18 protein-coding genes and 1 pseudogene are annotated in these 20297 nt (G+C 44.4%); 10 read left to right on the forward strand and 9 right to left on the reverse strand.

The genetic code is table 11. From position 1 onward, the window contains the following. Positions 1-100: 100 nt before the first annotated feature. Positions 101-541, reverse strand: a complete 441-nt coding sequence (gene dtd / locus FTV12_RS09775; protein ID WP_180033943.1) for a D-aminoacyl-tRNA deacylase — start codon at positions 539-541, stop codon at positions 101-103. A 227-nt stretch (positions 542-768) separates the two neighbouring features. Between dtd and FTV12_RS09780 the strand changes: the two genes are divergently transcribed. The 5 genes from FTV12_RS09780 to asd all read left to right on the forward strand — a co-directional run bounded on the left by FTV12_RS09780 (position 769) and on the right by asd (position 6206). Then, entirely contained in the window at positions 769-2283 is a 1515-nt protein-coding gene (locus FTV12_RS09780; protein WP_180033944.1) for a catalase, read from the forward strand. Between the two features lie 186 nt (positions 2284-2469). Next, entirely contained in the window at positions 2470-2997 is a 528-nt protein-coding gene (locus FTV12_RS09785; protein WP_180033945.1) for an ankyrin repeat domain-containing protein, read from the forward strand. 128 nt (positions 2998-3125) lie between these two features. Continuing rightward, positions 3126-4331: a nicotinate phosphoribosyltransferase gene (gene pncB / locus FTV12_RS09790; RefSeq protein WP_180033946.1), complete on the forward strand. Its 1206-nt coding sequence runs from the start codon at positions 3126-3128 to the stop codon at positions 4329-4331. Between the two features lie 178 nt (positions 4332-4509). Next, positions 4510-5358 (forward strand): sulfurtransferase, encoded by an 849-nt coding sequence (locus FTV12_RS09795; protein ID WP_180033957.1) that lies wholly within the window; start codon positions 4510-4512, stop codon positions 5356-5358. Beyond that, positions 5355-6206 (forward strand): archaetidylserine decarboxylase, encoded by an 852-nt coding sequence (gene asd / locus FTV12_RS09800; protein ID WP_180033947.1) that lies wholly within the window; start codon positions 5355-5357, stop codon positions 6204-6206. The genes FTV12_RS09795 and asd overlap by 4 nt, the downstream gene beginning before the upstream one ends. A 163-nt stretch (positions 6207-6369) precedes the next feature. Here asd and FTV12_RS09805 read toward each other — a convergent pair whose 3' ends face one another. Both FTV12_RS09805 and argS read right to left on the reverse strand, forming a co-directional pair. Next, positions 6370-6984 (reverse strand): SPOR domain-containing protein, encoded by a 615-nt coding sequence (locus FTV12_RS09805; RefSeq protein WP_180033948.1) that lies wholly within the window; start codon positions 6982-6984, stop codon positions 6370-6372. A 313-nt stretch (positions 6985-7297) separates the two neighbouring features. Then, positions 7298-9088: an arginine--tRNA ligase gene (gene argS / locus FTV12_RS09810; RefSeq protein ID WP_180033949.1), complete on the reverse strand. Its 1791-nt coding sequence runs from the start codon at positions 9086-9088 to the stop codon at positions 7298-7300. A gap of 253 nt (positions 9089-9341) precedes the next feature. Between argS and FTV12_RS09815 the strand changes: the two are divergent. Further along, positions 9342-9629 (forward strand): annotated as a pseudogene (locus FTV12_RS09815) (DUF2798 domain-containing protein). 87 nt (positions 9630-9716) lie between these two features. Here the strand turns inward: FTV12_RS09815 and FTV12_RS09820 are convergent. From FTV12_RS09820 to FTV12_RS09830, 3 genes are read right to left on the reverse strand one after another with little or no spacing between them, the layout of a single operon-like run. Continuing rightward, the gene (locus tag FTV12_RS09820; RefSeq protein WP_180033950.1) at positions 9717-11018 is read right to left on the reverse strand and encodes a DUF445 domain-containing protein; all 1302 of its coding nucleotides are present in this window, start codon (positions 11016-11018) and stop codon (positions 9717-9719) included. A gap of 11 nt (positions 11019-11029) precedes the next feature. Beyond that, on the reverse strand, positions 11030-11599 hold the full coding sequence (locus FTV12_RS09825) for a hypothetical protein (RefSeq protein WP_180033951.1): 570 nt from the start codon (positions 11597-11599) through the stop codon (positions 11030-11032). A gap of 41 nt (positions 11600-11640) precedes the next feature. Continuing rightward, positions 11641-12180: a DUF924 family protein gene (locus tag FTV12_RS09830; RefSeq protein WP_180033952.1), complete on the reverse strand. Its 540-nt coding sequence runs from the start codon at positions 12178-12180 to the stop codon at positions 11641-11643. Between the two features lie 212 nt (positions 12181-12392). Between FTV12_RS09830 and gshA the strand changes: the two genes are divergently transcribed. Continuing rightward, complete coding sequence (gene gshA, locus FTV12_RS09835; protein WP_180033953.1) at positions 12393-13970, forward strand: glutamate--cysteine ligase; 1578 nt, start codon at positions 12393-12395, stop codon at positions 13968-13970. 18 nt (positions 13971-13988) lie between these two features. Further along, positions 13989-14516 (forward strand): disulfide bond formation protein B, encoded by a 528-nt coding sequence (locus FTV12_RS09840; RefSeq protein WP_180033954.1) that lies wholly within the window; start codon positions 13989-13991, stop codon positions 14514-14516. Positions 14517-14604: 88 nt separating this feature from the next. On the opposite strand, the gene FTV12_RS09845 is transcribed toward FTV12_RS09840, so the two are convergent. Beyond that, entirely contained in the window at positions 14605-15936 is a 1332-nt protein-coding gene (locus tag FTV12_RS09845; RefSeq protein WP_180033955.1) for an alpha/beta hydrolase, read from the reverse strand. A gap of 247 nt (positions 15937-16183) precedes the next feature. On the opposite strand from FTV12_RS09845, the gene FTV12_RS09850 reads away from it, so the two are divergent. Continuing rightward, the gene (locus FTV12_RS09850) at positions 16184-16777 is read left to right on the forward strand and encodes a YqiA/YcfP family alpha/beta fold hydrolase (RefSeq protein ID WP_004781441.1); all 594 of its coding nucleotides are present in this window, start codon (positions 16184-16186) and stop codon (positions 16775-16777) included. A 1-nt stretch (position 16778) separates the two neighbouring features. After that, positions 16779-18659, forward strand: coding sequence for a DNA topoisomerase IV subunit B (gene parE, locus FTV12_RS09855; protein ID WP_180033956.1), 1881 nt, complete (start codon positions 16779-16781; stop codon positions 18657-18659). A 62-nt stretch (positions 18660-18721) separates the two neighbouring features. Here the strand turns inward: parE and FTV12_RS09860 are convergent, their stop codons facing one another. After that, entirely contained in the window at positions 18722-19450 is a 729-nt protein-coding gene (locus FTV12_RS09860; RefSeq protein WP_005232724.1) for a hypothetical protein, read from the reverse strand. Positions 19451-19569: 119 nt separating this feature from the next. Continuing rightward, positions 19570-20073: a GNAT family N-acetyltransferase gene (locus tag FTV12_RS09865; RefSeq protein ID WP_004781446.1), complete on the reverse strand. Its 504-nt coding sequence runs from the start codon at positions 20071-20073 to the stop codon at positions 19570-19572. Positions 20074-20297 lie beyond the last annotated feature (224 nt).

Raw genomic sequence — 20297 nt, forward strand, 5'->3', positions numbered from 1 at the left:
TCCTAATCCTCCTCCTTTAATTAAAGGAGGGGTTAGGGGAGGATTATCATATAAAAGCCCTCATTTAGAGGGCTTTTTTTCATTCTGAAACAATGACGGTTTATTCAACTTCCAGATTAAACGTTACCGGTCCATCATTGACCAGATGCACTTTCATATCGGCCGCAAAAATACCGGTTTGTACATTTTCGAACTGGCTTTGCGCATATTCAACCAACTGTTCATATAAGGCCTTGGCATCGCTTGGCGGCATGGCTGGACCAAAATCTGGACGTAAGCCTTTTTGGGTTTGCGCCATCAAGGTAAATTGGGACACCAGCAGTAAACCGCCATTGGCTTGACTGATATTCCAGCCCATCTTGCCTTGCTCATCATCAAAGAAGCGATATTTCAATATTTTATCAATCAGTTTTTTGCCTTTTTCCAGATTATCTTCTTTACCTAAGCCCAGAAAAACCAGAATACCTTTGCCAATTTCTCCGGTGGTTTCACCATCGACCACGACTTTGGCTTCGAGTACCCGTTGTAATAATGCACGCATAATCAATTTCAGTCAGATTCAAAATTGCCGCCATTGTAGCAAGATCAGACTCATCTATTATTAAGTTAATGTCTAAAAAATGGGCTTAATTTATTGATTATCATTGATAATATTTTAAGTTATCTAAAAACACGATCATAATAATAAAAATTATCTGTTTTATCTATTTTTTGCTCTCAAGTATCTTAGCTGCATGCAGGAAAGGTATTAAATTGAGAGATTTAGAAATGTTTAAGCGCTCATTACTTGTTGCAATGCTTGCAACGGTGACAGCTGCACAAGCTGCGCCATTAACCAAAGATAACGGGGCACCTGTCGGTGATAACCAGAACTCGATCACTGCGGGTCCACAAGGTCCAACTTTGTTGCAAGATGTACAACTGGTTCAAAAACTGCAACGTTTTGGCCGTGAGCGCATTCCTGAACGTGTGGTTCACGCACGTGGTACAGGTGCTTATGGTGAATTCGTTACTACGAAAGATCTGTCTGATTTAACAATTGCTTCTTTATTCAAGGCAGGTACCAAAACTCCAGTTTTTGTGCGCATGTCTACCGTCATTCATGGTAAAGGTTCACCAGAAACTCTACGTGACCCGCACGGTTTCGCCATCAAATTCTATACTCAGGAAGGTAACTGGGACTTGGTCGGTAACCAGACGCCAGTCTTCTTTATCCGTGATGCGATTAAATTCCCGGATTTCATCCACGCGATGAAACCAAGCCCGGTCACAAATGTACAAGATGCCAACCGTGTGTTTGACTTCTTGTCTAGCCAGCCTTGGGCAACCAACATGCTGACTTATGTTTATGGCAAGCAAGGTGTCCCAACCAGCTACCGCGAACAGGATGGTTTCGGTGTACATGCCTACAAACTGTATAACGACAAAGGCGAATACAAGTACGTAAAATTCAACTTCCGCTCTAAACAGGGTGTTAAGGGCCTGAACGTCAAAGAAGCGGCTGTTCAACAAGGTAAAGATTTCAATCACTTGACCAATGATCTTTATAACAACATCTATGCAGGTAATTTCCCGAAATGGGATCTATATATTCAGGTGCTTGATCCTAAAGATCTGAACAGCTTTGATTTCGATCCGCTAGATCCAACCAAAATCTGGCCAACCAATCTGGTTCCAGAAGTAAAAGTCGGTACATTGACGCTGAACCGTATGCCGAAGAACTTCTTCAATGAAACTGAACAGGCTGCATTTGCACCAGGTAATCTGGTACCAGGTATCGAACCATCTGAAGACCGTTTGCTTCAAGGCCGTATCTTCTCTTATTCAGATACACAAATGTACCGTCTAGGTGTGAACCATCAGCAAATTCCGGTCAACCGTCCTGTGGTGAATGTGAACAACAACAACCAGGAAGGTCACATGAATGTGTCTGAACGTGACTCTGATGTGAACTACGAGCCAAGCCGTAAAGAGCCTAAACCGGCGACTGAAAAAGCGCGTGCAGTTGAAACTCCATTGACTGGTCATGTTCAGCAGATCGGTACCAAAGAGCAAAACTTCAAGCAAGCCGGTGAACTTTACCGCTCTTATACTGCCAAAGAGAAAGATGACCTGATCATGAACCTGGCGGCTGACCTGGGCAATGTCAAAGATTCAGAAACCAAGCACATTATGTTGTCTTACTTCTATAAGGCAGATGCGGACTACGGTATGCGTATGACCAAAGCTGTAAATGGCGACATCGCCATCGTTAAGGCCAAAGCTGCAAAATTAAAAGACTAATTCCGATTGGTCTTGAGGAACTGGTGACTAGGGCATAGCGCATCACCTCCAAAAAGTCCTGTAATACTCCAAACCTTTCCTGCACCCTAGGGGGAGTTTTACAGGCACTCCGTTTTTTATTTCATCTCAGGTCAATTGAGTCTTTCAAGACTTAAATTTTCCTTTCGATTTCTGTTGGAGTTCATCATGAAAGTTCTGCCACACGCATTTTTAGCCAGTATTCTTGCTTTTAGCTCCGCATTCGCAACTGCTGCTGAAGTGAAGAATGTCTCCCCTGCAAAAGCTGCGGCTAACGTTCAGATGACCTCACAACAGGAATTGATCGATCTGTTTTTTGCTGCCGCTAAAATCGGCAATAGCGAAGTGATCAATGAATTTTTAAAACACGGCTTTCCAGTCGATGTACGTAATCAAGATGGTTATACCCCGTTGATGATGGCGACGTATTATGGCCATCAGGATATTGTGACCACCTTACTGGCCAAAGGGGCAGACCGCTGCGCCCGGGACAACCGTGGCAATACCGCCTTGATGGGCGCCTTGTTTAAAATGGAATTCTCCATTGCCAAACAGCTGCGTCAGGTCGACTGTGATGCCCAAGCCAAGAAAACCGGGCAAAAAACCACAGCTGAATTTGCCAAGGTGATCGGTCAGGAAAAGCAGCTACAGAAAATTATCAAGGAACAGGAAAACGGGCTGAAAGCAGTCAAATAACCGAGCAGGAAGCAGTTTATTTTCTTGAACTTTTGTCGATAATTCAGCTAGCTGTACGTAAATCCTGCAATATTGCCTAAACTTTTATGCTTTAATGCGGGATAAGCACAGCGATATTTCCCTTAGTTATGGCTCCAATTATCCACTCTTTGTTAGATACTGACTTGTATAAATTCACCATGCTACAAGTGGTATTACACAAGTTTCCACAAACGCATAGTGTTTATCATTTCCGTTGTCGCAACCTGGAAGATACGGAATATCCGCTGACGGATATTCTGGATGATTTGAATCACCAACTGGATTTGCTGTGTCAGCTCAAATTTAAAGAAGACGAATTACAATATTTACGCAGCCTGCGTTTTATCAAAAGCGATTTTGTGGATTATCTGGAACTATTCCAGCTTAAACGCCGTTTTATTAAGGCCACCATCGACAATGAAGGCCGTCTGGATATTACTATTGAAGGCCCTATGGTTCAGGCAATGATGTTTGAAATCTTTGTACTGGCCATTGTCAATGAACTGTATTTTAGCCGCATTCGTACACCCGAAGTCCGGGCTGAAGGTGAGCGTCGTTTAAAAGCTAAAATTGAGCTTTTAAAACAGTATGATGCCGAGCAGAACCCGAATGATCCACCATTCCTGGTGTCAGACTTTGGTACCCGTCGTCGTTATAGTTTTGACTGGCAAAAGCATGTCGTCGAAGAATTTAATAAAGCTGCACCGCACGTGTTCCGTGGGACCAGTAATGTGTATTTAGCCAAAGAGTTGGGCATTACCCCGATTGGCACCATGGCGCATGAATTTCTGCAAGCTTTTCAGGCCTTGGATGTGCGTCTGCGTAATTTCCAGAAAGCAGCCCTGGAAACCTGGGTACAAGAATACCGTGGTGATTTGGGAATTGCCCTGACTGATGTCGTCGGGATGGATGCCTTCTTACGTGACTTCGACCTGTACTTTGCGAAACTGTTTGATGGCTTGCGTCATGACAGTGGCGACCCGTATGAATGGGGTGACAAAGCTTATGCACATTATAAAAAGCTGAAAATTGACAGTAAGACCAAGATGCTGACTTTTAGTGATGGTCTGAATCTGGAAAAAGCCTGGAAATTACATCAATACTTTAAAGATCGCTTTCAGGTCAGTTTCGGGATCGGCACCAATCTGACCAATGATATGGGGCAGACACCGCTAAATATCGTATTGAAACTGGTGGAATGTAACCGTCAATCCGTGGCGAAAATCTCCGATAGCCCAGGTAAAACCATGACGGATAATGATACCTTCCTGGCATATTTGCGTCAGGTATTCAATATCTCAGAACCTGCCTAAGAATATCTGCTTTATTCAAAAAACCGCTTCAATCATGAGGCGGTTTTTTCTTAGAGGATGGTCTTTCTTGAATTAGCTTTAGCTAAAATTATGCTAAGGATCTAGATAAAAACAACATAATTGAAAAAATGAGCTGTGCTAAGATCAAAAGGATTTGACCGCAATGACAACTACTAAGATGACAGCTTCCGCCTTTGACTTTGGTCTGCTGATTGAAGCAGAAGATTTGGTTCCACATTTGGGACACGAAAAACTTCGAATTGTTGATTTAAGCCGGGCGTCGGTTTATGAACAATTGCATATTCCACATGCCTTACATCTGCAACCCAAGCTGCTGGTTCGTCAGGAGGAAACAGCCATGGGCCTGTTACCGGATGCGGAAGGGCTGGAAGCTTTAATTCGTTACCTGAACATTTCTCCTGACCATCATGTCGTGGCTTATGATGATGAAGGCGGTGCGTGGGCAGGGCGTCTGCTCTGGAACCTGCATTGTTTGAGCTTTGAAAATACCAGTTTACTCAATGGCGGTATCCATGCCTGGCTGGGTGCAGGACTACCGACTTCATCAGATCAGGAAACGTTTACACCTGTCGATCATCTGGTTCCGGTTAATCTTGAAAGAAAGGCTGAATTTCAGATCGATTATAATGAACTAAAACAACTCATTGAAAATGAAAATATTCAGGTATGGGATTGCCGTACAGAAGATGAATATACCGGCCTTCGTTTGGCCGCGCGACGCGGTGGTCACATCCCGGGCGCACGTCATTTTGAGTGGAGTACTGCCCTTAACCGGCAAAATCATTTAAAATTACATCCTTTACCACGTACTCAGCAGCGTCTGGAACAACTGGGATTTGATCTGGATCAGCCGGTTGTGGTGTATTGTCAGTCCCATCACCGTTCAGGTCTGGCTTATATTCTGGGTCGCTTATTCGGCTGGAATATTCGAGCCTATGATGGTGCGTGGAGTGAATGGGGCAACCGCCTCGATAGTCCAATCGCTACAGGAGAGGTGCCATCTTGAGCATCACATCGCGTCTAAAACAACAACTGTTTATCCAGGCCCAAAAAGTGGTGCCACAGCATCGCCTGTCCCGTGTGGTGGGAAAAATTGCAGCCAGCGAAAATCCGATTGTAAAAACAGCCGTGATCGCAGCGTTCAAGACCAAATACGGGATTGATATGTCGATTGCCGAGCAGACCAATGCCTTAAAATTCAAATCATTTAATGATTTCTTTACCCGTGGATTAAGAACCGGGGTGCGTGCAGTTGATGCTGATTCAACCGCGATTGTGTCTCCGGCAGATGGTGCGATTTCCCAACTGGGTAAAATTGAAAATGGCGATGTGTTCCAAGCCAAAGGTCAGAAGTTTACGGTTGAAAACCTGATTGCTGATCCGCAACTGGCAGAACCATTCAAGAATGGTGAGTTTGCGACAGTGTATCTGTCACCACGTGACTATCACCGTGTTCATATGCCATTCGCCGGAACTCTAACAGAAACCTTATATGTGCCGGGTGAACTGTTCTCGGTCAACCAGACCACAGCCGAAAATATTCCGGGCCTGTTTGCCCGTAATGAACGTATGGTATGTCTGTTTGATACCGAACTTGGTCGTATGGCAGTGGTTCTAGTTGGCGCGATGATTGTGGCTAGCATTGAAACTGTAGCGACTGGCAAAGTAAAACCCTCTGGCCGTATTGAGCTAAACCAGCATAATCTTTTCTTAGAAAAAGGTGCCGAGCTGGGCCGTTTTTACCTAGGTTCAACCGCTGTTATTCTGTTTGAAGAAAACAAGATGCAATGGGATGAGAAGTTTAAAGCCAATTCAACCGTATTGATGGGTGAGGCGCTAGGTCACACTATTTAAGTTCCCAAAGCCTCCCTTTTTTAAAGGGAGGTTGGAGGGATTAAATATTTGCTGACTCAGAATAAGTAAATCCCCCTCATTCCCCTTTTATTAAAGGGGGAGATTTTCTCTCCTTTTAGGAGAGGGAAAAAAAGCGCCATCTGGCGCTTTTTATATTTGAACCTTATCGTTTGACCACGATCGAATCGATACCACTATGCTGTAAGGTTTGCTGTGCAATAATCGCAGATTCTGCTGAATCATAAGGTCCAGACACGACACGATACCAAACCTTACCATTTTCCACGCTGCGGACTACATCTGCAGATAAACCGTTGAGAATAATTTCTGCACGGCGGGCATCTGCCTGATCCGGGTCATCAAAACTACGAACTTGTAAAATATAGCTTGCAGAAGCAGGAGTTGGGGCTTCGGGCGCATCCAGACCTGGCTCAGTTGCTGTTTCTGATTCATCAACTTCAGGTCTTGGTGCCTCTACAATCACCACTGCTTCCTGATTTTTTGCTTCAGGAACCGCCTTTTCAGGAATCGGTGTCACTTGCTGCTGTGGCAACAGATCATAAAAACGGTAGTCTTTATTGGTATCTTCTTCTTGAGAATGCTCAGCCGTAGCCTGGTTTTTAGGTTTAACAGGTTCCCATGGCTTCCACAGCATGAGTGCCATTAAAAAACTTAACACGATTAAAATGATCACGAGTGTGCCGAGCCAGGTAGGAATAAGTGGCTTTTTGGGCTTATTCGGTCTTTCAGATACACCGCGCTGCGTTTTTCCAAACACTTGGGATTTCCTCTTATTTATCGGGGCAAATAGAAAAGGCATAACAGCAGTTATGCCCCTACTATAACTTCATCCTATGTGATCATGATAGAAAAGTCATTATCTAGATCACAAATCACACAGAATTTTAATTTATCTACATCTTCAAGCACATAGCTAACGTTACAAAATGTTTATTCAGCAGATAAACGGCAATGACTAGCATGCTTACTTCAAGCACAGCTCTCGCCTTGCGAGCATGTAAAACAGTGTTTTGCTTACATGCTCACTTCGAGCAGAGCTCTTCGTCTTGAGTCAATGTAAAAGCAGTGCTTTACATTGACTCAGGCGCAGATACACCAAGCAGTTCCAGACCGTTACGCAGCACTTGGCGAACATTTACAGATAACAATAAACGTGCCTGAGTTAATTCTGCATCATCGCCCAGAACCTTGTTGTCGTTGTACCAGCCATGGAACAGCGCAGCCAGCTCTTTCAGGTAGTTACCAATCTGATGCGGTTCATAGCTGTTTGCAGCACGAACAACAATCTCTGGATAAGCTGCCAGTTTTGCCAGAATTTCAGTCTCCGCTTCCAGCTCAAGTTTGGCTGCCAGACCACGTGCAGTGGCTGCATCAAAGTTCACACCTGTAGAGGCTGCCTTTTCTAACATACGGCAGATCCGCGCATGCGCATACTGGATGTAATACACGGCATTGTCCTTGCTTTGAGATACGGCAAGGTCAAGGTCGAAGTCAATGTGCTGTTCAGATTTACGCATGACATAGTAGAAACGCGCTGCATCATTACCGACTTCTTTACGCAGGTCACGTAAAGTCACGAACTGACCTGAACGAGAGGACATCTGTACCATCTCGCCACCACGCCACAGGCTGACAAACTGAACCAGAAGTACAGTCAGTTTTTTCGAGTCATAGCCCAGAGCATCAATCGCGGCTTTTACACGTGCGATATAACCGTGGTGGTCTGAACCCCAGATATCAATGATATCGGTATAGCCACGTTGTAATTTGTTCAGGTGATACGCAATATCAGAGGCGAAATAAGTGGTTTGACCATTACGGCGTTTAACCACGCGGTCTTTTTCATCACCAAATTCAGTTGACTTGAACCAGATGTTGCCATCTTTTTCATACAGGAAGCCACGCTGATCTAGAGTTTGTAGCGCTTCATCAATTTTTTCAGTTAAAGTCGCTTCACTGAACCATTGATTGAAAGTCACCCCGAATTCACCGAGGTCATCTTTAATATCATCAAGAATGGCTTTTAACGCAGCTTGATGGAAGACGCGGTAACCTTCATTTAATAAGGTTTGTGAGTTAAAGATCAGGCCATCAATGTGTTTTTCTTTATCGCCTGAAATAACCACTTTATTGCCTTCAGCATCTGGTTCGGCAGCGTACTGTACATCTTCAGGGACGTCTTTATAAACGTCTGCAACAGGGCGAACATAGATATCGCCGTCTTTATCAATAATGCTTTGTGCGATTTCTTTGACGTAGTCACCTTGATAGGCATTTTTCGGGAACACCAGTTCCTGACCCGTCAATTCTAAATAACGTAAATAAGTTGAAGTCGCCAGAATATCCATCTGACGGCCAGCGTCATTGACATAATATTCACGGTCAACTTTGGCACCTGTCGCTTCAAGCAGATTTGCGACAGTCATACCATAAGCAGCGCCACGACCATGACCTACGTGCAGGCTGGAAGTCGGGTTCGCAGAAACAAATTCAACCTGAACGCGTTTTTCCGCATTGGCCTGGGTACGACCATACGTTGCCTGTTGAGCCTGAATCTGATCCAGCACAGCAAAACGCTGGTCTGCATTTAAAAAGAAGTTAATAAAGCCTGGGCCTGCAATTTCTGCCTTGCTGATATCCGCCACTTCAGGCAGGGCAGCAAGGATTTTTTCTGCTAAATCACGCGGTTTCATACCCGCAGCTTTAGACGCGATCATGGCAATATTTGATGCAAAGTCACCGTGGCTGCGGTCTTTGGTACGCGTCAAATTACTTGTATTGTTCCAGTCAGATGGGAGTACGTTTTGTGCCTGTAAAGTTTGCACTGCATGATCGAGAGCTGCTTGGATTGCCGTATTCATAATCAGTCGAAAATAGATATCGCAGAAAAACAGCAAATATAGCAAATTTCCAGCTCTTTAGGTAAAACCATTTATGGGGAATAAAAAATATACGATTAACAGCCTATAGTTTCTATCCATCGGTCGGTCATCAATGAAGGATCACATGAGAAAGAGGAGAATAAATAAGTTGCAAACTTTGCTATAAAAAATGAATCATCCAGCAATCAAAATGGCCTATATTAGCCTGATTGAAACAATAAAAAGAGTCAGCATGGATTCAAAACAGCGCCCGACCATCATCGGCAATATTCCCAAACTTCCAGCCAAATGGGCCTTGGTCATTGTGCCTTTTATCTTGTCCTGCCTGATGAGTGGGATTATTTCCATGATCAACATGCTGCGCAATCTGGGCTGGATTGAAGGCTTTATGGCGCTCTGGTTTCATAACTGGATGATTTCCTGAGCAATTGCTTTTCCAATTGTGGTAACGCTTTTGCCTTTTGTACGCAAATTTGCCGGATTGCTGGTCGATATGTCAGGAAATCAGCCACCCAAATAATTGTTTTCTATCAATGAGAATTAAGAAAGAAGTTTTAGAAGGTAAAAAGCATTCGCTAACAGATGGGGTCTCTAGCTAAAAAACCAATTAAATCAGATGCTCGACTGCAGCGCGGATGATCCCAAGGATCAGACCAATACAGGCTCCGACCACGACACCATTGACCCGGATCATATGCAGGTCACCACCGACTTCATTTTCAATCTTGTCGATCATCTCGGTCGAATCCCATTCATGAATACGTTCACTGATAAAACGAATCACTTTCTCACTGTACTGGTCACTTGAGTCTACAGCGATACCACTGAGACGTTTATTCAGTAACTCACGTACTGAGGTATTTGAAATAATATTCTCACCGACTTGCTGAATGGCGACTCGCAGATTCTCCGCAATCCCCGAATCCGATTTTTGCAAATCTGCTTTGATGGCATCGCATAAAATGACCACTGCACCACTGATAAAATTCAGTACTTGCGGGCTGTCGAGCAGGGCATCTTTGGTTTCATTCAGTCGCTGGCTAGCCATACTTTCAGAATCTGCCAATTGCTGCATCAGTTCTTGAGCAGTTTCTTCAATTTTAAGCCGCCAAGGATGGTCGGGATCTGCCAACATGGCTTCCACCCGCTGAATCACGGAATCGATACTGCGCTGCTGCACATCAATGCCGATCCAGCTGGCGCCTTTGGCCAGTCTCCAGACCCCCATTTCCTTGAATAAAGTGCGGGTCAGCTCACGAGTCTGTTCGGGATGTGAGGTCATCCAAGCATGCACCACATCCAGGCCGCGTTGCAGCACATCCTGATGGAAATCATTTTCTAAAACAGCGCGTAACATTTCGCTGGCCAAGGTATTGATCTGGGTATTTTTGACCCATTGCATACTGTTGCTCTGAATAAATCCGGCGATCTGTTCCTGCCCGACAAATTCAAATACTTTGGGTACGGTCTGCTGAATCACTTGTGTGACTTGAGCATTATTCTGCGGATTAGCCAGCCAGCGGCCGGCAGCCAGACTTAAGTCCGTACTGGCCAGGCTGCGCTGCACAATTTGTGGAGAAAGAAAATTTTCCTGCACAAAACGACCCATAGATTCGGCAATCCGGGCTTTATTGCGTGGAATAATTTCAGTATGGTCACGTAAAAATTTTGGAATCGGCAGCCGGCCAAAAGGATTGCGGAACAGCACGGTAATTGCATACCAGTCTGCCAAACCACCGACTACACCCGCCTCAGCAGAGAGCATTAAAATATGAATCAGCCAGACATATTCAGGCAGTAGTTTGGCAGTAATCATCAGCGCCAGCCAACCTAGTACTGCAACGACCAGTGCAATGGTCGCAAAACGTTTACTGCGTTGTAAGCTCGGTGATGGCTGCTCTTTCTGCATAAATCATCCTGTTATTGGGACGTGGCCGGCTGTGGTTGTAGTACTTGGCCGGATGGACTTACTCCATATTTAGCGCCAAGTGATTTTAAAATCAAGCGGGCATCAAAAGCATCTTTCGGCTCCTGACCGGCTTTAAAGCACTCAATGGTATAAGCCACTTGAGCAGGATCCAAAGTAACAGTATAGGGCTGGTCATAGAATGGATCGGGCCAGAATCCCGGATAGCGTCGGGAATAACCATAAGGACGATAATAGCCGTATGGATAGATGCTAGGCGCCGGATAGACAATTGCCTGACGCGGTGGTTGCTGGGTACGGTTACTAGGATCGTTCAATACCTGGAAAAACTGGAAGCCATTTTGTACCGTAGTTTGAGCGGCTTTCAGCAGGGTGATTTCTTCGGCCGTACCGAAACTCATATTAGGTCGCGCCTGAAAACTGATGCGGTAGGTGTTGGCGTTCAGTGGGGTGGTGCTGTACTGGCCGAGCTGGTCAAAGGTCAGCAGCTTAGACGGAGTCGTTGCACAGCCAGAAAGCAGGGCTGCCGTCGCAAGGGTCAGGGCAATGACGGTTTTTTTCATCTTCGTTCTCCTGATAGGATGATCCAGCGAGTTACAGACCTCTAGAAGCTGCTATCTGGCTGGGTCAGGAAACTCAATTCTTCCTCGGTGGATTCACGGCCCAGAATCTGGTTGCGATGTGGGTAGCGTCCGAAACGGTCAATAATGATTTTATGCTTGATTTCATATTCGAGGTTTTCTGGATTCCCGAGGCGCTGAAATAATTTTAGCGCAAATTCATGGATTAATTTAGATTCGCTATGCATGAAAGGCATATAAAGGAAGGAACGTTGCTCTGGGCTCAGCTGCTTGTCCAGATCCTGGCTGATGGCTTCCTGAGCCAGTGTCAAAGCCAGACTGTCCTGGGTAAAAGCACGCGGCGTATCCCGAAAAATGTTACGTGAAAACTGGTCCAAAACAAGGATTTCTGCTAACCGGCCGTCAGCATTCTTACGCCATGACCATAGTTCAGCTCTACTCGCCTGTTCCAGAATATCGCTAAATTTTTCCTTCAAACTTTGGTCGAACTGGTCACTTTTGACAAACCAGTTGGGTTGAGTCTCAGGACTAAACCAGAAGTCTAAAATATCTTGATAATTCATAATGTTTACAATTTATTAGCATTTATTTGTCAATAAAATCACAAATTTCACATGTCTTATAGAGAAACTTTGTGTTAAAAATTTGCCTAACTAAAAATCAATGGTTTGCTTGAAAACTAGGCAGGGCAGCATGTGCTGTCTGGAAATCGCGGTATACTAAGCTAAACCGATGATTCTATTTTAATAGTTACCCCCCATTAAGCGAGATTGTAATGAGTCAACCTGAATCGACTGCCCATGATGTATTACCGGAATGGGTAGATTCGTCGCTCATCAAAGGAATGCTGCGCGGTATCGAGCGTGAGAGCTTGCGTATGCAAAGCAATGGTTTCCTGTCACAGGAACCGCATCCTCATGCCTTAGGTTCAGCTCTGACACATCCGCATATTACGACCGATTATTCTGAAGCCTTGATGGAGTTTATTACTCCACCAAAAGAGAGTATTACTGAAGCCCTCAACTATCTGACTGACATTCATGCCTTTGTACACCGCCATCTGAAAAATGATGAAAAGCTCTGGCCGATGTCCATGCCGTGCATGCTCGACAGCAAGGATGAAAATATTCCGTTGGCGCAATATGGCAGTTCCAATATTGGCTTATTTAAAACGCTGTATCGTCATGGTTTAGGCGTGCGTTATGGTCGCCGTATGCAGACCATTTCCGGGGTTCACTATAATCTGTCTTTCCCGGATCATCTCTTTATAGCGCTACAAGAACAGGAAACTGATGAAGAGCTGCGCGCTTTAAGTCTGCAGGATTATCGCAGCCATCGCTATATGGGGCTGATCCGTAACTTTATTCGTTTAACGCCATTGGTGATTTTCCTGGTCGGCGCCAGTCCAGCCGTTTGCCAGTGTTTTATGACCGGACGTGATCACCACTTATTCCCGCTGGTGCGCGGTACTTTATATACGCCTTATTCAACTGCATTACGAATGGGACGTTTTGGCTACCAGAATTCAGCACAGAAACAGCTGGGTATTCACTACAATAATCTGCAGGATTATCTGGAAGGTCTGCAAAAAGCGGTTAAAACACCATACAAACAGTTTACCCGTCTGGGTCTGGATGATGCCAATGGTCAGCCAATTCAGATCAATGACCATGTGCTACAGATTGAAAATGAATACTACAGTCTGGTGCGTCCAAAGCAGGTACCTCAAGAAGGTGAAACTCCATCGCAAGCCTTGCAAAATCGCGGGATTGGCTATGTCGAGCTGCGTGCTGTCGATGTCAATCCGTATAGCGCGATCGGGATCAATGAAGATACTGCCGGCTTTCTGGAAGTAGTGGCACTGTACTGCTTATTGCAAGACAGCCCGGCGCTGCTGGATGCAGAACAGGAAATCATTGACCAGAATCAGGCAGAAGTGGTCAACCGTGGTCGTGCCTATAACGCTGCGATTATGGAAAATGGTCAGCGTTATATGATTGAAGACTGGTGTAATCTGCATTTGCAACGTATGCAGCCACTGGCCCAATTGCTCGATCAGGCTTATGAAACTGATTTATATAGCAACGCCATGCAAGCGATGCAGATCCGTGTCGATGAAGTTGATGCGACCTTGTCAGCCCTGATTGTCGGAGATATTCGTAGTCATAGCAGTATGTGGCAATTTGGCCAGCATTTGGCCCATCAGCATAGCAATCTCTATGAATCACATCGATTAAGCAAAGAAACACTTAAATATTTCAATGAATTGTCACAAAAGTCATTGCAGCAACAACAGCAGCTCGAGCAAGATAACACGATCAGTTTTACTGAATATTTAGCCCAATATCGATAATAAATAAGAGGATTAACCATGCAATGGGGTTATCGCTTCGTGAGTGGTGTGTTGTTTTTGGCATCTGTTGCCGGGATGGCATTTGCTTTGTATCTTGAGCATGGACAGGGGCTGAATCCTTGCCCATTGTGTGTGTTTCAACGAATCGGATTAATCGGACTGGGGATTATCTCCCTGATTGCTTTGCTGCATAATCCGAAATCCAATGCCATGAAGCGTGGTTATGCTTTCTTAGGCTCGCTCAGTATCTTATGGTCAGTCGGTGTCGCTGCACGGCATGTCTGGTTACAGAGTCTGCCCCCAGATCGAGTGCCGAGCTGTGGCCCAGGTCTGGATTACTGGCTGGAAACTTTGCCGATGAAATCGGTATTACAGCAGGTACTGAATGGGTCAGGTGAATGTGCCGCCATTGACTGGACGTTCCTGGGGCAATCTTTACCGGTCTGGTCATTGGTGTTCTTCAGTATCTTATTGCTGATCAGCCTGTGGCAATTATTCCGCAAATATCAGACTGCGCCCGTCAAACGTCTAAGAGATAAATACTGATTTTCAAAATCTGAATCAAAAAAAGCCAGTCTACAGACTGGCTTTTTTTATTACTCTCTTGGAGGCGAACCAAATTTTTTACCTTCGATCAGGTCAGGGCAATGCCTTCAATACTGTCCAGATCGGTCACATATTCATGAATTTGCGTATAGGCTTCATCTTCCACACTTGGATAGAACCAGCGCACAATCTGTTCAGCAACCAGTGGATGATACTGAATTTCAAAATGATTTAGGCCATAGAAAATCGCCTTATGCGCATCAGGTACTTTCAGGTCAAAACGCGGATGGGGATGTTCGCCCAAGGCACTTTTGACACTGACCAGATAATCGCCGATCACATTAAGCGTTTTGTTGGTATGGTGTTCAAACTCGATCGTACCTGCCACCAGATAGGCATCGATATGCGCAGGAATCGGTGCAGGTTTACGGTTATCGTCCATAAAGCCAATCCGTACCGGATTATATTCCCAGTCATCATCCCGGACACTGCCATGACGTAAGTCCAGAATCCCGTTACTGCGAATATTCACCACATGTCCCACAATTTTCACTAAAGGAAAATGTCCAATTTTTTCCTGCAAGCTAAAACCAAAACGTTCCAATACCGCACCATGATGCGGTGAACCTAGACAGACCAGATTTTCCACCATCGGGATCCAGTCATAGACATTCTGTTTGCCATAGAATAGGGCACTGCGTGACACCAGACCGCCCATACTGTGTCCGATCAGATCAATACTGGTAATTCCCGGATTACGTTTGACCAGATCTTGCAAGGTATTGGCCAGACTGCGGCCATTGGCTGAAATGCGGCGTCCGGTATTATAGTTCAGGTACAGCATGGTGTTATGGTCGCGCTGAGCCAGCAATTTTTCCCCAATACCCGGGTATTTACGAGTTGACCAGTCCAGATGGTTCATGCACAGACCATGCACAAATAGGGTAATGCGTCCGGTTAGCTCACCTTGTTGCAGAGAACCATAATGATCGTAAATAAGCATCGGCAAGGCGAGAGGATTCTGATATTTCAGCAGATAATCGCCAATAATCCCGTTCAGGGCACTGACCATAAAATGCATGGTCGGGGTAAGGGGTTTATTATGTAATTTGGGAAATCTTTCAATAATGCGCCGCAGTCCAGGCGCGATCAGGGTATTGCCATAATGAAAGATCATGTCATAAGACATTTGATACAGACGTACGATATAAGGAATATTCTGGAAAGTTTTGGAATTTTTTTCACTCAGCCCGAATACGCTCATTAAAATTTCACGCTGAATCGATTTAATCAGCTCCTGTACTACATCACTAAAGCGCATGGTGACCAATTGTGCCAGGCCTTCCAGGACATCTGCCTGGCTAAGCGGAGTTCGGTCCCATCGACAATAGGTTTCATGCAATGGCGTTAAACTTGGCATTTGATCCTATCCTTTATATGAGCCGTAGACATCTTTCTTTTTTGAGCACTTCACGGTATAAATTCTTTTTTCAGTATTCTTGATTCTCAATTTATTCGGAATACTCTTAAAATAGCGAGAATTGCATAACATTAAAGGCTTTTTTGTCAGACAATTTAAGCAATTAAGTTAAGTGGTTATAAAATGAAGTGTATTTCACACTTTTAAATTAAATTTTGACATTTTGTTTGTTTTTTATTGATTGCCGATGAATATCATTTACCTGCATGGGTTCAAGAGTAGTAGCAGCTCGATTAAAGGCCAGTTATTGGAACAATACTGTGCCAAGTACCCGGATATTCAGGTGCATTTACCCGATTTGAACATGCCGCCGATGGCTGCAATTCAGAAGATTTCTAAATTGATCCAGTCGATGGATCAGGTGGCATTGGTCGGCAGTAGTCTTGGGGGATTCTATGCGACATATCTGGTCGCTCAAGCGCATGTGCCGGCTGTACTGATCAATCCGGCAATGCGACCATGGCAACTGTTTCGTGAACTGTTTGATGATGAATTGCCCCTGCAGGTTCATCCGAACTGGTGCCTGAATGACGCAGATCTTGACCAGCTCGAAGCCATGGCGCTACCAACTGCGCAAGATGCAGACAAAATATTAGTGCTGTTACAACAAGGCGATGAAGTTTTGGATTATCGTGAAGCACATCGCTATTATAGTTCAGCTCGTCCACCTGCACTGCTAATGACCGAGGCCAATGGCAGCCATGGCATGGATGATTTTGCGGAGAAAATTCCGCTGCTCTTACAGTTTTTATCCGACTGCATAAAAAAGGAAACCGAATAACGTGTCTCAATATACGGCTCAATCTCTTGAAGTTTTATCTGGTCTAGATCCGGTGCGTCGTCGTCCGGGCATGTATACCGATACCTCTCGTCCAAACCACTTGGCGCAGGAAGTGATTGATAATGCGGTCGATGAGGCACTCGCGGGACATGCCAATAAAGTCACGGTCACGGTGTATAAGGATGGTTCATTATCAGTTGAAGATAATGGCCGTGGTATGCCTGTCGATATTCACCCAGAATATGGTCAGAGCGGGATTGAAATTATCCTGACCAAACTGCATGCCGGTGGTAAGTTCAGTACCGATAATTATCAATTTTCTGGCGGTCTGCACGGGGTGGGGATCTCGGTCGTCAACGCGCTTTCTAGCCGCGTAGAAGTTGAAGTTCAGCGTCACGGCAACCTGTATAAAATGGCCTTTGAAAATGGTGAACCGACTGCGCCGTTAGAAGTGTTAGAAGGTAAGGCACCGAAACGTGCCACAGGGACAACTGTTCATTTCTGGCCGGAAACTAAATATTTCGATTCTCCAAAATTTGCACTTAAAGTCTTGAAACATAATTTAAAAGCCAAAGCAGTATTGGCCGCTGGTCTGCAAATTAACTATATCGACCAGATCAATGATGAAAAGATCACCTGGCAGTTTGAAAATGGTCTGGTCGACTATTTGATGGATGAGCTGGAAGACCGTGAAATCATTCCGGCCCCTGCTTTTGTGGCGACAGGTGATGCTGAGCGTGCCAGTGCAGAATTTGCCATCTGCTGGAATGTGGAAGGTGGAGAAAGTATTCAGGAATCATATGTCAACCTGATTCCAACCGCACAAGGTGGTACTCACGTGAATGGCTTACGTTCTGGCGTGACCGATGCCATGCGTGAGTTCTGCGAATTGCGTAACCTGTTGCCACGGAATATGAAACTGTCTGCAGAAGATGTCTGGGACGGGGTGAACTACATCCTGTCACTGAAATTCCAGGAGCCACAATTCTCTGGTCAGACCAAGGAACGTTTATCCAGCCGTGAAGCTTCAGGCATTGTACAGAATATTGCCAAAGATGCGTTTGCACTGTGGCTGAACCAGAATTCAGACATCGCTATGCAACTGGCAGAAATGGCGATTTCCAAAGCAGGTCGCCGTCTAAAAGCGGCCAAGAAAGTTGAGCGTAAGAAAATTGTCGCTGGTCCAACTTTACCTGGGAAATTGTCAGATTGCGTCGGACATGATCTGGATCAGTCTGAACTGTTTATTGTGGAAGGAGACTCTGCGGGTGGTTCAGCCAAGCAGGCACGGGACAAGAATTTCCAGGCGATTATGCCGATTCGCGGAAAAATTTTAAATACCTGGGAAGTCTCTTCGGATGAAGTGCTGGCCTCTCAGGAAGTTCATAACATTGCAATCGCGATTGGCGTCGATCCAGGTTCAGATGACCTGTCTGAACTGCGTTATGGCAAGATCTGTATTCTTGCTGATGCCGACTCGGATGGCTTGCATATTGCGACTTTGTTATGTGCGCTGTTTGTAAAACACTTCCCGATTCTGGTCGAAGAAGGGCATCTGTTTGTAGCGATGCCACCACTATTCCGTATTGATGATGCTAAAGATGTGCACTATGCGCTGGATGAAGATGAACTGGAAGGCATCCTGAAAAAATGTAAAAGCAAGAACCCGCAAATCACCCGATTCAAAGGTTTAGGTGAAATGAATGCCAGCCAGCTTCGCGAAACGACTTTAGATCCAAATACTCGTCGTCTGGTGCAACTGGATCTGGATGATTTGCACCTGACTTCAGGTTTACTGGATAAACTGCTAGCAAAAAAACGCGCCAGTGACCGTAAAGACTGGTTGGAACAGAAAGGTAATCTGGCAGATATCGTTGTGTAAACTGATTTGCTGCTAATACCTATTAAAAAGCCCGCAATCGCGGGCTTTTTTAACAACTCCATTTAGGACTCAACTTTTAAATAATGCCCATCTGCATAGACATTATGTCCAAAGCCACAACCTGAACTGCCACTGTCCTGTTTTAAAATCACCTGCTGCCCCTGTTTAGGATCAAAAGCAAAATTGAGGTTAATTTTGCAATCATCTGATCGATAGGCCGTTTGATTTTTATTAACAGGCATTGTGGTTTTAAATTCACCTATATTTGGACCATAAATCATGCTATTTAGTCCCATATATAAGCCATTAAAATGAATCTGATAAGAATTTTTAATCCGCTTGACTTGAATGGTATTCCAGTGACCAAAGCCAGCATGCTGTATATAGATGCCAGCCAAGTTTTGAGTTTTTTGCGGGGGAGGAAGCTGTTTTAAATTAAATTGACTGCTTTTGGCCTGAGGAAAGACTGAAAACCAGGCCCGTGCCCATTGTGGCTTTCCTGATTTAAAATAGCTTAAGCCGACATTATTAAAAGCAGTGGTAATGGCATTTTCGGAAAAAGATACATCGCTATTTTCACTATGCATTGCACAAAAGGCAGACCAGGAAGCTTGCTGTTGAAATTGTCCTAGCGCATTTTGATACTGTTTCTGATCATAAAATTTTCTTCCCGAGTTGGCATAGCTTTTCACCTTGGCACATTCGGATCGGAGTTCAGTTTCAAAGTCTGAATTGGCGAAACTAAAACTACTCAGAGGGAGAATACTGATAAAGATAAGCCATTTATTCATAATTTTACTCAACTGACATTATTCTGGTTTTAATAGAAAATTTTATCTATCCGCAATTTTTCTAACAGATTATTGACCTGTTTATATTAAGTTTTACATAAAAAATAAAATATTTTGGTTTAGTTCAGGTTGAGTTGCATTAATACCAGATCGCGCCATTGTCCAAATTTCTGTCCAACTTCCGGCATATAACCGGTTTGTTTAAAGCCTAATTTCTCATGTAAGGCAATCGATGCCTGATTTTCATGGTCAATGGCACCGACCATAACATGGATTGCATTTTGCTGGGCATGTTCAATCAGCTTGAGCATCAGGGCTTTGCCCAGACCTTGCCCAATAAAATCTGCATGAAGAAAGACAGAATGTTCAACAGTGTGTTTAAAGCCCTGAATGGGCCGAAAAGTAGAATAATCCGCATAACCTGCAATTTGCTTGGATGCTGAATGTTCAGCCACCAATAAAGGAAATTGCTGAGCACTTAATTCACTTAGCATGTTCTGAAAATCCTGAATTGTCTTTGGCGTGCTATTCCAGGTTGAGGTTCCGTATAAGATTTCAGCATTGTAGATCGGGAGTAGATGTTCCAGATCTTGAATTTGAGCAGGACGAATAATAAAGCTCATAAGCAGATGCCAAAAAAGAAAGAGAATATCTAACCATAACCTGAATTTAGGCAATAAAAAAGCAGAACCGAAGTCCTGCTTTATTCATTCTAAAAACTGTCCCGTCCTGAAATAAGTTTACACCTTAAGAGACTTATTTTATGGAACATGCACAAGAACAACGAGTTAAACGCACACAACGTGATTATAGCTTCGCCTTTAAAATGATGGTTGTACATGAAGTA

Source organism: Acinetobacter sp. YH12233 (assembly GCF_013417725.1).
Lineage (GTDB): Bacteria > Pseudomonadota > Gammaproteobacteria > Pseudomonadales > Moraxellaceae > Acinetobacter.